The 13450-nt window shown below is 57.4% G+C and carries 13 protein-coding genes; 3 read left to right on the forward strand and 10 right to left on the reverse strand.

Annotation, left to right across the window (positions count from 1 at the left end; all coding sequences use genetic code 11):
- Positions 1-347, forward strand: a 347-nt coding sequence (locus ACEQWH_RS14655; protein ID WP_370232063.1) for a hypothetical protein, incomplete at its 5' end; no start/stop codon positions are given.
- Between the two features lie 2 nt (positions 348-349).
- Here ACEQWH_RS14655 and ACEQWH_RS14660 read toward each other — a convergent pair.
- From ACEQWH_RS14660 to rarD, 3 genes are all read right to left on the reverse strand, one after another.
- Positions 350-1000, reverse strand: coding sequence for a peroxiredoxin (locus ACEQWH_RS14660; protein ID WP_370232065.1), 651 nt, complete (start codon positions 998-1000; stop codon positions 350-352).
- Positions 1001-1209: 209 nt separating this feature from the next.
- Positions 1210-1863: an RluA family pseudouridine synthase gene (locus tag ACEQWH_RS14665; RefSeq protein WP_370232067.1), complete on the reverse strand. Its 654-nt coding sequence runs from the start codon at positions 1861-1863 to the stop codon at positions 1210-1212.
- Positions 1864-1894: 31 nt separating this feature from the next.
- Entirely contained in the window at positions 1895-2788 is an 894-nt protein-coding gene (rarD, locus tag ACEQWH_RS14670) for an EamA family transporter RarD (RefSeq protein ID WP_370232069.1), read from the reverse strand.
- Positions 2789-2928: 140 nt separating this feature from the next.
- Between rarD and ACEQWH_RS14675 the strand changes: the two genes are divergently transcribed.
- Complete coding sequence (locus ACEQWH_RS14675) at positions 2929-3243, forward strand: hypothetical protein (protein ID WP_370232071.1); 315 nt, start codon at positions 2929-2931, stop codon at positions 3241-3243.
- On the opposite strand, the gene ACEQWH_RS14680 is transcribed toward ACEQWH_RS14675, so the two are convergent.
- The 6 genes from ACEQWH_RS14680 to ACEQWH_RS14705 all read right to left on the reverse strand — a co-directional run bounded on the left by ACEQWH_RS14680 (position 3240) and on the right by ACEQWH_RS14705 (position 11325).
- Positions 3240-5693 (reverse strand): FAD-dependent oxidoreductase, encoded by a 2454-nt coding sequence (locus ACEQWH_RS14680; RefSeq protein WP_370232073.1) that lies wholly within the window; start codon positions 5691-5693, stop codon positions 3240-3242. The genes ACEQWH_RS14675 and ACEQWH_RS14680 overlap by 4 nt on opposite strands.
- A gap of 21 nt (positions 5694-5714) precedes the next feature.
- A complete protein-coding gene (locus tag ACEQWH_RS14685) occupies positions 5715-6740 on the reverse strand; it encodes a GlxA family transcriptional regulator (protein ID WP_370232075.1) in 1026 nt (341 codons plus the stop codon).
- Positions 6733-7614 carry a homocysteine S-methyltransferase family protein gene (locus ACEQWH_RS14690; protein ID WP_370232077.1) on the reverse strand — a complete coding sequence of 294 codons (882 nt, stop codon included), beginning with the start codon at positions 7612-7614 and terminating at the stop codon, positions 6733-6735. The genes ACEQWH_RS14685 and ACEQWH_RS14690 overlap by 8 nt, the downstream gene beginning before the upstream one ends.
- 77 nt (positions 7615-7691) lie before the next feature.
- On the reverse strand, positions 7692-10142 hold the full coding sequence (locus ACEQWH_RS14695; protein ID WP_370232078.1) for an FAD-dependent oxidoreductase: 2451 nt from the start codon (positions 10140-10142) through the stop codon (positions 7692-7694).
- Positions 10143-10179: 37 nt separating this feature from the next.
- Complete coding sequence (locus ACEQWH_RS14700) at positions 10180-10749, reverse strand: helix-turn-helix domain-containing protein (RefSeq protein ID WP_370232080.1); 570 nt, start codon at positions 10747-10749, stop codon at positions 10180-10182.
- 117 nt (positions 10750-10866) lie between these two features.
- A complete protein-coding gene (locus tag ACEQWH_RS14705; protein ID WP_370232082.1) occupies positions 10867-11325 on the reverse strand; it encodes a GAF domain-containing protein in 459 nt (152 codons plus the stop codon).
- 127 nt (positions 11326-11452) lie between these two features.
- Between ACEQWH_RS14705 and ACEQWH_RS14710 the strand changes: the two genes are divergently transcribed.
- Positions 11453-13030, forward strand: a complete 1578-nt coding sequence (locus tag ACEQWH_RS14710; protein ID WP_370232084.1) for a gamma-glutamyltransferase family protein — start codon at positions 11453-11455, stop codon at positions 13028-13030.
- A gap of 35 nt (positions 13031-13065) precedes the next feature.
- Here ACEQWH_RS14710 and hspQ read toward each other — a convergent pair whose 3' ends face one another.
- Positions 13066-13392 (reverse strand): heat shock protein HspQ, encoded by a 327-nt coding sequence (hspQ, locus tag ACEQWH_RS14715; protein WP_370232086.1) that lies wholly within the window; start codon positions 13390-13392, stop codon positions 13066-13068.
- Between the last annotated feature and the right edge of the window lie 58 nt (positions 13393-13450).

A 13450-nucleotide genomic window follows, 5' to 3' on the forward strand; every position in this document is an offset into this window, starting at 1 on the left:
ACATCGCCACACCCAAAATTGCGCCAGTGCCGTTTCACTATGTGGTGCTCGAGGAAATCTACGAAGCAAGAACGGTTCAGGACGGCAAAGACTATGCGTTTCTGAAATCTGCCTACAGCGACGACGACCTCGAAGAGGCACGACAAAATCCGGCAATTATTCACTATGCCGGAAAACGTGGCAAACCCTGGCAACGCCGCCACGTTCCTGCCTATTATCAGGCCGTCGTTGAACGCCTCCCTTCTGCCTTGCGCCGCGGAACATTCCGGGATTGGCGCAAGAAATGGCTCTCAAAGAAAGGGCACCGCAGATACCACGTCCGCAGTGCCTCTTTGGATCAGCGCTAGGCCTACTCCGGCGCCTTCGTCTTACGCAGATACGGGAACACCGTCTCAAACTCACCAAACTTCGCCGCCGCGTCTTCATTGGAAACCGTCGGCGGAATGATCACATCCTCGCCAGGTACCCAGTTGGCTGGCGTTGCGACGCCCTTGCCAGACATCTGAAGCCCGTCCAGCGCGCGCAGGATTTCCGCAAAGTTGCGGCCCACGGTCATTGGATAGGTCATCGACAGTTTCAACTGCTTGTCTGGCCCGATGATAAAGACCGACCGCACGGTCGCGCTGTCAGCAGGGGTGCGACCGTCCGGCAGATAGGCTTCGGCAGGCAGCATATCAAAGAGTTTTGAGACCTTCAGACCCGCATCCGCAATGATCGGGAAACCCGCCGGGGCGTTCCCATAGCTGGCAATGTCTTCTTTCCACTTCTTGTGGTCCTCAACGCCATCAACGGACACTCCAATCACCTTGGTGCCGCGCGCTGCCCATTCATCGGCCAATTGCGCGACGGCCGAAAATTCAGTCGTGCAAACTGGTGTAAAGTCCTTTGGGTGGGAAAACAGGATGGCCCAGCTGTCGTCGATCCAGTCGTGAAACGAAATCTCGCCCTGATCTGTATCTGCAGTAAAGTCGGGAACAACATCGTTAATTCTAAGCGCCATTGGGATTCCTCCAAAAGAGACCTGGTTACATCGCACGCGCGACAAGGGGGGTTAACGCTCTCAAAGTGGCATCGATTTCAGAGAGTTCAACCACATCTTTGAAAAACACTGTGGCCTGCCGGCGTCGGGTTCCTTGTCACGACTGAACCGGCTTTCTCTTGCCGGAAATATCCCGGGGTGAAGCCCATAAGGGCTGAGGGGCAGCGCCCCTAGAATGGGGCCTTTGCGCGAAAGCTCATGCCTTTACCGCTCTCAGGATGGCCGATACGCAGCTCCTCTGAGTGCAGCATCAGGCGAGGATGCTCCAGATCTTTCCCAGTCGCATAAAGTGGGTCACCAAGAATCACATGGCCAAGTGCAAGCATATGAACCCGCAGCTGGTGGCTGCGCCCGGTTTTGGGGAACAGGCGAACGCGGCTCTCTCCGCCCCCAGCTTTCAAGACCCGCCAATCCGTGACCGCGGGCTTGCCGGTCTCGTGACAGACTTTTTGCAGCGGACGGTTAGGCCAGTCCACAATCAACGGCAGGTCCACCGTGCCGGTTTTCTCTGTGATCTCGCCAGATACGCGCGCCACATAGGTTTTCTTGGTGCTGCGCTTCTCAAACTGCATCGACAGGTTGCGTTGCGCGTGCGCCGTCAGGGCAAATACCATCACACCCGAGGTGTCGCGATCCAGCCGATGCACCAAGAGAGCGTCAGGAAAGGCATCCTGCACGCGGCTGATCAGGCAGTCTGCCAGATGCGCACCGCGCCCAGGGACCGACAACAGGCCCGACGGCTTATTGACCACGACGATATGGCTGTCCTCGTGCAGAACGTCCAAAGGGTCCATGGGCGGAGTGTATGGGGTGATCTCAACCATGGCCGTTCTTTATGCTGACCTGAAGGCCGCCTCAACCCTTGCGCATCTCTCGGATCATCGACGTCGTGTAAATGATCAGCGCCATCCAGATCAGCGGAAAGGCGATCATGCGGCCTGTGTCGATGGTCTCGCCAAACAGGAAGATCGCGATGATAAAGATCATCGACGGCGCAATATACTGCAGGATCGCCATGGTGCTCAGACGCAGCAGTTTTGCGCCATTTGCATAGACGATCAGCGGCACAGCGGTGACCACGCCACAGCCCAGCAGCAACCAAAAGTTCCCGACACTGTCCGTCAAATGCCCCTGACCGGTTGCCGACAAGAACAGCACGTATGGCACCGCCGGAATCGACAGGATCAAGACCTCTAAGAGGAACCCTTGATTGGGGCCAATCGGCAGCGACTTTTTGAAATAGGCATAGAACCCCCAGCTGATCATCAGGCCCAAGGGAATCCACGGCGGGCGCGAGGCGGTGATGAACAGGATCACCACGGCTAGACCTGCCAAAGCAATCGCGACCATTTGCGCGCGGGTGGGGCGTTCGCGCAAAAGGATCGCGCCCAACAGAACAGAGAACAGCGGGTTGATATAATAGCCCAGCGCCGCGTCCGCAGTTTGGTCGGTTGCGATGGCATAGACATAGATCGCCCAGTTCACGCTGATCAACCCAGCCGTCAGCGCCGCCAGCGCAAGTGTTTTCGGAGAGCGCAGCGCCTCGCGCAGCGCGTCTGTGCGTTTGAGCAGCACCAGCAAAAGACCGGCGACAGGCACAGACCAGATGACTCGATGCGCCACGACTTCGACCGCAGGAATGTGCGAAATCAGTTGCAGATAAAGCGGCAGAAAGCCCCACATCAGATAGGCCGAAACCGCAAAGGCTAGGCCTTCTGGTGTATCTTTATTAGTGGCGGTGTTGGTCACGTGCGTGGTGCTCCTTTGGGCCGCATTAGCGCAGGTCTGATGCGCCAAGAAAAGCAGCTGGGCGATGATTTTTTGTGATTGGCGCGACGGAATTCCGTGATGGGTCCGTAGAACCCTGTGACATCCCAATGGAGGACCAGATGCGCATTTTCATTTACACCGTTGTTTTCATTGCCGGTGGTCTGAGCCTTGCCAGTGCCACGATTTCCAACACTGAAAAGGGCAGTCGGCCAACAGATTTGATCGCGGCGGACTTGGATATTCCCGAAGCAGTCTTTGTCGCCTGTTTTGAAGACGTGCAGCCCGCGCGAAACAAAAACCCCTCGGGTGCACGGCAACGCATGAACAAGGCTGTGCTGCTGCCGTGCCTACAGGCTGAAAACCCCGAGATCACCAACCTTTGGCTGGATCAGGTCATGGATCGCTATCGCCCCGAAGGTGCCATGAAACGTTAAACCTTAACGCGTTCGGACTTTGGATCATACATCGGCTTCAGCGACGCCTCGGCCCGCACCTTGGTGCCCATGACGTCAATCTCATAGGTCGAGGCCAGAACATCGGCGGCTTTCTCGCCTTCGCAGGGCACGTAGCCCAAGCCAATCGCTCCGCCCAATGTATGACCATAGTTGCCGGACGTCAGATACCCGACGTATTCGCCATCGCGGATGATCGGTTCGTTGTGGAACAAAAGCGGCTCTGAGTCGGTCAGTTTGAACTGAACAAGGCGAGATTTCGGGCCGAATTCCTTACGGTGCACAACCGCTTCGCGCCCGATAAAGTCGCTGCCTTTATCCACCTTCACGGCAAAGCCAAGACCGGCATCCACCACATGATCTTCGCAGGTGATGTCGTGGCCAAAATGGCGGAACCCTTTTTCGATCCGGCAGCTGTCCATCATGTGCATACCGCACAGCTTCAGGCCCAGATCCTGTCCTGCGTCAAACAGCGTTTCAAAGATGTGACCCGCTTGATCCGCGCTGGCATAGATTTCCCAGCCCAGTTCGCCGACATAGGTCACGCGGTGAACGCGCGCCAATCCCAAACCGATTTCGACCTCTTGCGCCGTGCCAAAAGGATTCACGGCATTTGAGAAATCATTGGGCGAAACTTTCTCAAGAAGCTTGCGTGCATTCGGCCCCATCACGGCCAAAACGCCTTCGCCTGCGGTGACGTCGGTCAGAACGACGTTAAAGCCACCCTGATGCCGCATCATCCACGTCTGGTCCGCCAGTCTGGTGGCCGCAGGGGTCACCACGATATAGGCCGTCTCGGACAGGCGTGTGACGGTGACATCAGCTTCGATGCCGCCGGTGTGGTTCAGGAACTGAGTGTATACGATCTTGCCGACAGGCACGTCATAGTCACCGCCGCCGATATAGTTCATAAAGGCCATCGCATCCGGGCCTTCGACGCGGATTTTGCCAAAGCTCGACATGTCATACATGCCGACATTCTCGCGCACGGCCCGATGTTCCGCCGCAGAGTTCTCAAACCAGTTCTGCCGTTTCCAGCTGTACTGATAGGCGCGCTCTTGGCCCTCGTTTGCGAACCAGTTGGCCCGCTCCCATCCGGCCAACTCGCCCATAACCGCGCCATTGGCCATCAGGTGGTGATGGAATGGGGTGCGGCGCACGCCGCGCGCGGTGTCTTTCTGGCGATAGGGGAAATGGTCTGCATAAAGCAAGCCCAGCGTTTCTTTGGAGCGTTCAAAAAGGTATTTCTTGTTACCCTGAAACGGCTGCATACGGCTGATGTCGACATCGCCCAAGTCAAACGGTTTTGAGCCGGTGTCCATCCACTCGGCCAACGCCATGCCTGCGCCGCCAGCGGATTGAATACCGATCGAGTTAAAGCCAGCCGCGACCCACACGTTGTCCATTTCTGGAGCCAAACCAAGGTGATAGGCATCGTCAGGCGTAAAGCTCTCTGGTCCGTTAAAGAAGGTATGAATGCCGGCTTCGGCCAGCATTGGCATACGATTGACCGCCGCTTCGAGGATCGGTTCAAAGTGGTCGAAATCCTCGGGAAGCTGGTCAAATTCAAAGCTGTCTGGAATGCCATCCATCGCCCAAGGCTTGGCATTAGGTTCAAAAGCGCCCAAGAGGATCTTGCCCGCATCTTCCTTGTAATAGGCGCACTCATCCGGCACCCGCAGCACCGGAAGCTGTGTCAGCCCGTCGATGTTCTCGGTCACGATATAGAAATGCTCGCAGGCGTGCAGCGGCACATTCACGCCAGCTTTGCGGCCCACTTCATGCCCCCACATGCCCGCGCAGTTCACGATCATATCGCATTCGATGTGACCACTGTCAGAGCCATCATCCGAGACCCAGTCAACGCCAGTGACTTTGCGACCGGATTTGACGATATCGGTGACCTTCACGCGCTCTTTCACCAAGGCACCGCGCTGCTTGGCCCCTTTGGCCAGTGCCAGCGCGATATTGGCGGGATCGCCTTGTCCATCCAGCGGAAGATAAACCGCGCCCTTCACATCCTCGAGGTTGAGATGCGGATACATCTCTGCCACGCGCTCGTTGCTGATTTCTTCGACTTCGACGCCAAAGGCCCGCGCCATAGCTGCCTGACGATAGATCTCTTCGCGGCGTTCCTCGGTCAGAGCAACCGTGATCGACCCGCAGCGTTTGAACCCTGTAGCGACCCCGGTCTCTTCTTCCAACGAGCCATAGAGTTCCTGACTGTATTTCGCGAGCTTGGTCATATTCGCCGTCGCGCGCAGCTGCGCAATCAGGCCGGCTGCGTGCCACGTGGTGCCCGAGGTCAGCTGTTTGCGTTCCAGCAGAACCACATCCTTCCACCCTTTTTTCGTCAGGTGATACGCTACAGAGCAGCCAATGACGCCGCCGCCAATAATGACAACGCGGGCTTTGGTAGGGAGGTCAGCCATCTTACAGTCTCCTGATTGAATTTATCCCGACTTAGCAGAGCTATGGGCCGTGAAATCTTTCGTTTCCGTCAAAATTGACGTGTTTTTGCAAGTGTCGATGCGAAGACGTTTGCGCACTTGGTTCGGAGAAACGCCGAACACTTGCTTGTAGCGGTTGGAAAACCCGCTGCCAAAACCACAGGCCACCCCGATGTCGGTGACGCTCATGGTGGTGTTGACCAACAGATTGTTGGCGCGGTGCAGCCGGATCTTGCGGTAAAAGGCACTGGGCGACGTGCCCACATGCGCCTGAAACTTTCGCTCGAGCGCGCGGGGAGAGGTGCCGATATTGTCGTTGATTTCCGAGATCGACAGCGGCTCGTCGATGTGTTGGTGCATCAGCGCTATGCTGCGGTCCACCTCTCTGTCACCGGTAACCCGCGACACGGCCTCTTGGCCCGGCTGAAGCGTCCCATACCCGCGCACGGATTCATGCAGCATGATATTGGCGACATTGATCTGAACATCCTTGCCAAGCAGGTCACCGATCAGAACCAACATCACGTCAACCGTGGCGCCCATGCCTGCACAGGTGACGATGGCGCCGTCGTCCACGGCCAAGGCGTTCTCGCTCTCAAAGGTGCCGTATTTCTCCCAGAACAACGATGCGTTTTCCCAATGGGTTGCCCGCTGTGCCATGCTGGTGTCGCGGGCGATAAACTGGGCCGCAGCTTCGGCCAACAGGTAAACCTTGGCACCGCGGCTGACATAGCTGCGGATCGCGTGGCTTGGCACCAGATTGTCGCGCTCGGCATCCGCATTGCCCAGGACAAACAGAAAATCTGCGGTGGGCGACGGTGAAATATCTTTGGTCTCGACGGCAATATCGCTTGGATTGCGCCGTATCCCGCCGCCAATCGAGCGGTAGCTCCAGGAGAACATTGGCCTGGCCAGTGTGCGGTTGCTGATGCGCAAAATATCCGTCACAGCGGCCATTTCAGACAACACAAAGCCGTCGCTGACCAAGATGTCAAAATGCCAAGGTTTTGGAGCGCGCAGTTCAGCCACGGCGCAGCCTTGCAGAGACTTCGGCAATATGCGCAGGCCCGACCTCGCAGCACCCGCCAATGATGGTCGCGCCCATTTGGGCCCATTGCTCGGCAAAATCGGCATAGGCAGCAGGCGTCAGATCTTGGCGCGCCTTCAACAGATCAACGGATGTCTGCCCGGCGGCGAACTCTTTGGTAATTTTCGTAAACCCGTTGGCATAGGCACCTGTTGGCAGCCCTTTGCCCGAAATCAGTGGCAGGGCTTGGCTCACCGCTTCGGGAACCGAGCAATTGATCAGTACCGCGTCTGCGCCATATTTTTCGGCGAGAGGCAGAATCCCCGTGATCGGATCTCCGTTGCGAAATGTCGTTCCGTTCTCGTCATCCACGGAACAGCAAATCCACACCGGTTTGCCGCCTTCTGACGCGCCTTTCAAAGCGCCCTCCGCTTGATCCAAGCCCGACATCGTCTCGCACATGATCAAGTCGACCATCGGCGCCTGAAGCACGGCAATTTCAGCGTAAAGCGCGGCGGCTTCGTCGACCGGTGGCGCCATATCCGCGCGATAGGACCAACCAAGCGGCCCGATGGACCCTGCGACCTTACCTGCGCCCTTCGCATCGCGCGCGGCTGTCGCTGCGGTGCAGGCGGCGTGATGCAATTCGGAAAACCGGTCGTCCAGACCGTGCTTTTCCAGACGGTCATGCAGGATGGCGTAAGTGTTTGTCGTGGCGATATCTGCGCCCGCGGCAAAGTAGTCATCGTGCACAGACCGCACGATCTCGGGGTGGTCCAGCAAAACCTGCGTGCCAAACAAAGGCGTCGGCCCATCCGGGGACCGCGCAATCAGTTCTTGGCCCATGCCGCCATCAAGAATTGTAATCTCAGTCATGTCGGTCTCCGGTTTTTCCAAGAAAGGGCCAGTTGTCATATGATACTGGCCCTTCCAATTGTTTTGTCTATAGGCTCTTAGGCGCGCAGACGTGTATTTTCTGGATCCCAGAGAGGTTCGTCTTTCTGCACCACAGCTTTGTATTTCTTGCCATAGATCTCGACTTCCAGCTCTGTTCCGGGCTCTGCGAATTCCGGCTTGATCATACCCAGCGCGATCGAGGCGTTTACACGATACCCCCAAGCACCGGACGTGGTTTCGCCGATGATTTCACCGTCTTTGGACACGCAAGACATATAGGGCGCATCCGCGTCACCTGCGTCGACCACCAGCGTGACGAAAGTCTTCTTCACGCCTTGTTGCTTCTCGTTCAGGATCGCGGCTTTGCCAGGGAAGTCCTGTGGCTTGTCAAGCTTAACAAAACGTCCCAGCCCGCCTTCCAGCAGCGAGTAATCTGACGACAGATCGCCTTTCCATGCACGATAGCCCTTTTCGATCCGCAGCGAGTTCAGCGCATACATGCCAAATGGTGTCGCGCCTTCGGCAATGATCGCGTCATAGATCGCAGGCATATGCTCATTCAGCGCATGAACTTCCCAGCCAAGCTCTCCGGCAAAGGAAACGCGGATCAGATGCGCAGGTTGACCGGCCACAGTCGCTGCCTGGTGGGTCAGCCATCCGGTGGTCAGATCCGCATCGGTCAGATTGCCAAGCACATCGCGTGACTTCGGACCTGTCACGATCAGCGTGTCGCGGGTGGTGGTAACGTCCTCGATGCTGGTGGTGTCCGGCATCGCCGCCCGCAGGATATCGCGGTCGTGCCATTGCGCGGTCGCCGCAGTGATCATCAAGAATTCGTCGTCACCCATGCGGATACAGGACATTTCCGTCAGGATCCGGCCACGGTCGTCCGAGATGTAGACAAGGTTCATCCGACCCACTTTCGGCAGGCCACCTGTTACAAGGCCACGCAGCGCCTCGGCGGTGCCTTCACCTTTGACGATGAACCGAGAGAAGCCCGGCAGATCAAGCACGCCGCAACCGTCGCGCACCGCTTCGCATTCTTCCTTGATGCGTTGCTGCCACGGGCCAGAGCGCCCCCAAGTGTGTGTCGCCGCTTCGGAAGTGTCGTCCCCGTCTTTTGCGTACCAGTTGGCGCGTTCCCAACCGTTATAGACACCCATCTGGCCGCCTGCCGCAACGATACGGTCATGTACGGGCGACAGTTTTTTGTCGCGTGCCGCTGGCCACTCGTGCTGTGGGAAGTGCATGGCGTATTCGTTGCCGTAAACTTCCATACCTTTTTTGTTGCAGTAGTCCTGATCGGTGTAGTCGGTGTAACGACGTGGATCCACGGCCCACATGTCCCACTCGGTGAACCCGTCCACGATCCATTCCGCCATGACTTTGCCAGCGCCACCGCCCTGCGCGATGCCAAAGGTAAAGACGCAGGCTTCGAACGCATTTGCGACGCCCGGCATTGGGCCGATCAGCGGCAACCCGTCGGGGGCGTATGGAATTGGGCCGTTGATTACGCGGCTGACACCAGAGGTCGCCATCAGTGGCACACGCTCCATCGCGTCGGTGACGATATCTTCGATGCGGTCCAGATCGTCGGACCAAAGCTGGAACGAGAAATCGTCCGGCATTGGGTCGCCGTCATCCATCCATTCGCCCTTACAGTTGGGCTCGTATGGACCAAGGTTATAACCGTTCTTTTCCTGACGCAGATAGTACGAGATATCCACGTCGCGCAACAGAGGCAGCTTAACGCCGCCGTTGTCTTTGGACCATGTCTCGACCTCGGGGATCTCTTCGGTCAGCAGGTATTGGTGGCTCATGACCATCATCGGAACCGTACGACCGCCATACGGCAGGAACCACTCGCCGACGCGCTGCGCGTAATACCCAGCAGCGTTCACGACATAATCACAGTCGATGTCGCCTTTTTCAGTGTGCACCGTCCAAGTTTTGTCCGCGTGCTGTGTCACGCCAGACGCTGGGCAGAAACGCACGATTTTCTGGCCCAGATCCCGCGCGCCTTTCGCAAGTGCCTGCGTCAGCTGCGCCGGATCGATGTCGCCATCGGTTGGGTCGTAAAGAACACCCTTCAGATCATGCGTTTCCATGAAGGGATAACGCTCTTTGGTCTCCTCCGGAGTCCACATCTCCATTTGGATGCCCTGATAGCGTCCCATAGAAAGGGCGCGTTCGAACTCTTGCATCCGTTCATCGGAATGCGCCAGACGGATTGAACCGGACTGGTGGTAGTTCATCGGATAGTCGACCTCTTCGCCCAAGCGCGCATAAAGCTCGGTCGAATAGCGCTGCATGTTCATGATCGCCCAAGAGGTCGAGAACGTCGGAACGTTGCCCGCGGCGTGCCATGTAGAGCCTGCGGTCAGTTCGTTCTTTTCAATCAGAACGCAGTCGGTCCAGCCTTTTTTAGCCAAATGATAAAGTGTCGAGCAGCCAACAACGCCGCCGCCAATAATGACCACTAGGGCTTTCTTGGGTAGATCTGCCATGTGTTTTCCTCACCTATTCCCGCGTTATGCGGATTGATCAGTAGACTGGCGGCGCGATCACCCAGATCACCACCGCCGGTTCGTTATTTGGATTGTGCCAGAAGTATTCTTCGCCACGGATCCGAAAGCTGTCGCCTGCTGTGACGGAAAACTCTCGGTCTCCGATCCGCAGGTTCAGTCCGCCGGAAATCACATAGCCAACCTCTTGGGTTGGACGGCCTGTGGGTCGTTCCATGCGGCTGTTGGGTTCAAACGTCGAATGCACAACTTCGAAGTCATCTGTCAGGTCGGGGGACAAGAGTTCTTCGGTCAGTCCCACATCGCCCGACCCCAGTTTGCGCCGCGCTCCGGCGCGCACAACATAGCCAACCTCTTCGGCCGGCACGTGTTTGTGGGCAAACAACATCGACATGGGGACATCCAGCGCCTTGGCAATGGCGCGCAGATCACCAATCGACGGATCAGATTTGTCGCGTTCGACCTGGCTCATCCATCCGACGGATCGCCCAAGCGCATCCGCAACCTCGACCAGAGTCAGGCCGCGCGACTTACGCAATGCGCGCAGATCCGCACCAAGCGTCTGAGGGGTTTGCTGTCCGTGATACATGCGTCTTGCCGTGAAATTTCATGCTGTAATTTCACATTGCCGCACATTCATGAAATTTCAAGAAATTTTTTCACGGACAGGCATCTTTTGACCCTCAAGGTCAGAAAGCGACAAGAATCATGACGCGTTTGAGAAAACTGATGCCAGAATTGCCGAAAGCTGCTGCGAATCTTCTTCGGTAAAGGCCGCGGGCTGATCGCTGTCGATGTCAAAGACGCCCAAGAGCCTGCCATCCTGTGTCCAGACAGGCAGCACCAGTTCAGACTGAGTCGATGATGCGCAGGCGATGTGCCCTTCAAAGGCGTGCACGTCCGCGACAAGCTGCGCCTCTCCTGTTCTGGCAGCCGCCCCGCAAACGCCGCGCGAGAAGGGGATCACCAAACAGCCATGGCCGCCCTGATACGGGCCGATCTTCATCAGTTCTGGTGCCGTCACGCGATAAAACCCGGTCCAGTCAAACCGATCGTCTGAATGATGCACCTCGCAGGCCACAGTTGCCATCAACGCAACCGCATCGGTTTCGCCTTCGGTCAGGGCTTTGATCTGAGTTGCGAGGGCTTGATAATCAACGCGCATGACGTCCTCCTTGGGTGCGTCGCCGTTTTGGGCAATTTCAGACCCAGCGTCAATCTGCACAAGCCAAGGTTGTGGGATGGACAGTCCGCCAATCAAGCCTATTGTTCCCTCAAAGGGAGGCATCACTATGAGAGATTTCCATCTGCCCGGTCGATCGCCGGTTATGGCCACAAACGGCATGTGCGCCACGTCGCACCCACTGGCAGCGCAGGTTGCTGTCGACATCCTGAAACGCGGCGGCAACGCCATGGACGCGGCCATTGCAGGCGCCGTCGTTCTGGGGATCTGCGAGCCCCAGATGACAGGTATCGGCGGAGATTGTTTTGCGCTTTTCTCACCAGCAGGCACCAACGAGACGCTGGCCTTCAATGCCTCTGGCGTCGCACCAGCGGCGGCCAAGGCCGAGGATCTGCGCGCGCGGGGTCTGGATGCGGTGCCTTTGAACACGCCAGACGCTGTGTCGATGCCAACCGCGGTGGCGGGCTTTTGCGAGATGTCGGACAGGTGGGGCAAGCTGGGCCTGGATGCAGTTCTAGCACCAGCCATCCACTACTCCGAAGAAGGCGTGCCTGTGGCCCCGCGCGTCGCCTTTGACTGGGCAGTTGCGCAGGACGATTTGGTCGGGCGCGCACGCGATCTGTATCTGATGAACGGCAAAGCTCCGACGCCGGGCCAAATGTTCCGCGCGCCGGGTCAGGCCGAGGTTCTGCGACGCATTGCTGCGCAGGGACGGGACGGATTTTACACCGGCGAAGTGGCCGAAGACATGGCGCAAAGCCTCGCGGCATTGGGCGGCGTTCACACGCTGGACGACTTTGCGGCCACCAAAGGGTTTCAGACAGATCCGGTGCACGGAGACTACAAGGCCCATGATCTGCTGGAGCATCCACCAAACGGTCAGGGCGCGACCGCGATCCTATTGCTGAACATTCTAAAACAGTTCGACATCGCGTCGATGGACCCCTTCGGCGTGATGCGCACCCATATCGAAGCCGAAGCGACCAAGCTGGCCTATGACACCCGCAATCGTTTCCTGGCGGATGCGGACCACATGACAAAGCTGGACCATTTCCTGTCGATGGACACAGCCAAAGCGCTGGCCGCCCTGATCGACCCGGAACGCGCGATGGCATCGGCCACAGAGATCAGCGAAGCGGTCCACAAGGATACGATTTATATCACGGTCGTGGACAAAGATCGCATGTCCGTCTCGTTGATCTATTCGATCTTTCACAGCTTCGGCTCAGGCCTTGCCTCTGACAAGTTCGGCATCCTGTTCCAGAACCGCGGCGCGGGTTTCAGCCTGCAAGACGGACACCCAAATCTGTATGCCGGCGGCAAGCGCCCGATGCACACGATTATCCCTGGAATGCTGGCGAGAAACGGCGCACCCATCATGCCGTTTGGCGTTATGGGAGGGCAGTACCAACCCAATGGCCATGCCCGTCTGCTGAGCAATATGCTGGACTTTGGAATGGACCCGCAAAGCGCAATTGACGCGCCGCGCGCCTTTGCCGAAGGCGACACACTGAAGATCGAGCGCGGCTATGCGCCTGAGGTTGTTCAGAAACTTTCTGACATGGGTCACAAGATCGAAGTTCCCGACACCGCCATCGGTGGTGCACAGGCGATTTTGATCCATGACAATGGCGTTCTGGAAGGCGGATCTGATCCGCGTAAAGACGGTTGCGCGCTTGGATATTGATACAAGAAAGGCGGCTATCTCGGCCGCCTTCATTATCAGTTCATATTGAAGTGAAGCGGGTATTGCCCGTCCTCAAAAGGCCCGAACAGATCCCCGATATCCGGGTGATCCACGGGTTCGCCTGAATAGTCGGCAATCAGGTTCTGCTCAGACACATAGGCGACGTAATAGCTTTGGTCGTTCTCGGCCAGCAGGTGATAAAACGGCTGCTCTTTGACCGGACGGCTGTCCTCGGGAATTGCATCGTACCATTCTTCGGTGTTCGAGAATTCGGGATCTACGTCAAACACCACTCCGCGAAACGGATGTTTCCGATGTCGGACAACTTGTCCTAAGTGATATTTTGCACGCGTGGTATTCATAACAGTCAGCCCCTACCCGCCCACTTTATCGCCTTCAAGAGGGCACTGTCCATTTTTA

The organism is Cognatishimia sp., from assembly GCF_964229375.1.
In the GTDB taxonomy this organism is placed as follows: domain Bacteria; phylum Pseudomonadota; class Alphaproteobacteria; order Rhodobacterales; family Rhodobacteraceae; genus Cognatishimia.

What these genes read in the sequence shown, in the direction of transcription:
- ACEQWH_RS14700 (WP_370232080.1), bottom strand. Translation starts at nt 10,749, where the DNA reads ATGTATCACGGACAGCAAACCCCTCAGACGCTTGGTGCGGATCTGCGC.
- ACEQWH_RS14680 (WP_370232073.1), bottom strand. Translation starts at nt 5,693, where the DNA reads ATGGCTGACCTCCCTACCAAAGCCCGCGTTGTCATTATTGGCGGCGGC.
- ACEQWH_RS14665 (WP_370232067.1), bottom strand. Translation starts at nt 1,863, where the DNA reads ATGGTTGAGATCACCCCATACACTCCGCCCATGGACCCTTTGGACGTT.
- hspQ (WP_370232086.1), bottom strand. Translation starts at nt 13,392, where the DNA reads ATGAATACCACGCGTGCAAAATATCACTTAGGACAAGTTGTCCGACAT.
- ACEQWH_RS14660 (WP_370232065.1), bottom strand. Translation starts at nt 1,000, where the DNA reads ATGGCGCTTAGAATTAACGATGTTGTTCCCGACTTTACTGCAGATACA.
- ACEQWH_RS14675 (WP_370232071.1), top strand. Translation starts at nt 2,929, where the DNA reads ATGCGCATTTTCATTTACACCGTTGTTTTCATTGCCGGTGGTCTGAGC.
- ACEQWH_RS14690 (WP_370232077.1), bottom strand. Translation starts at nt 7,614, where the DNA reads ATGACTGAGATTACAATTCTTGATGGCGGCATGGGCCAAGAACTGATT.
- ACEQWH_RS14710 (WP_370232084.1), top strand. Translation starts at nt 11,453, where the DNA reads ATGAGAGATTTCCATCTGCCCGGTCGATCGCCGGTTATGGCCACAAAC.
- ACEQWH_RS14695 (WP_370232078.1), bottom strand. Translation starts at nt 10,142, where the DNA reads ATGGCAGATCTACCCAAGAAAGCCCTAGTGGTCATTATTGGCGGCGGC.
- ACEQWH_RS14705 (WP_370232082.1), bottom strand. Translation starts at nt 11,325, where the DNA reads ATGCGCGTTGATTATCAAGCCCTCGCAACTCAGATCAAAGCCCTGACC.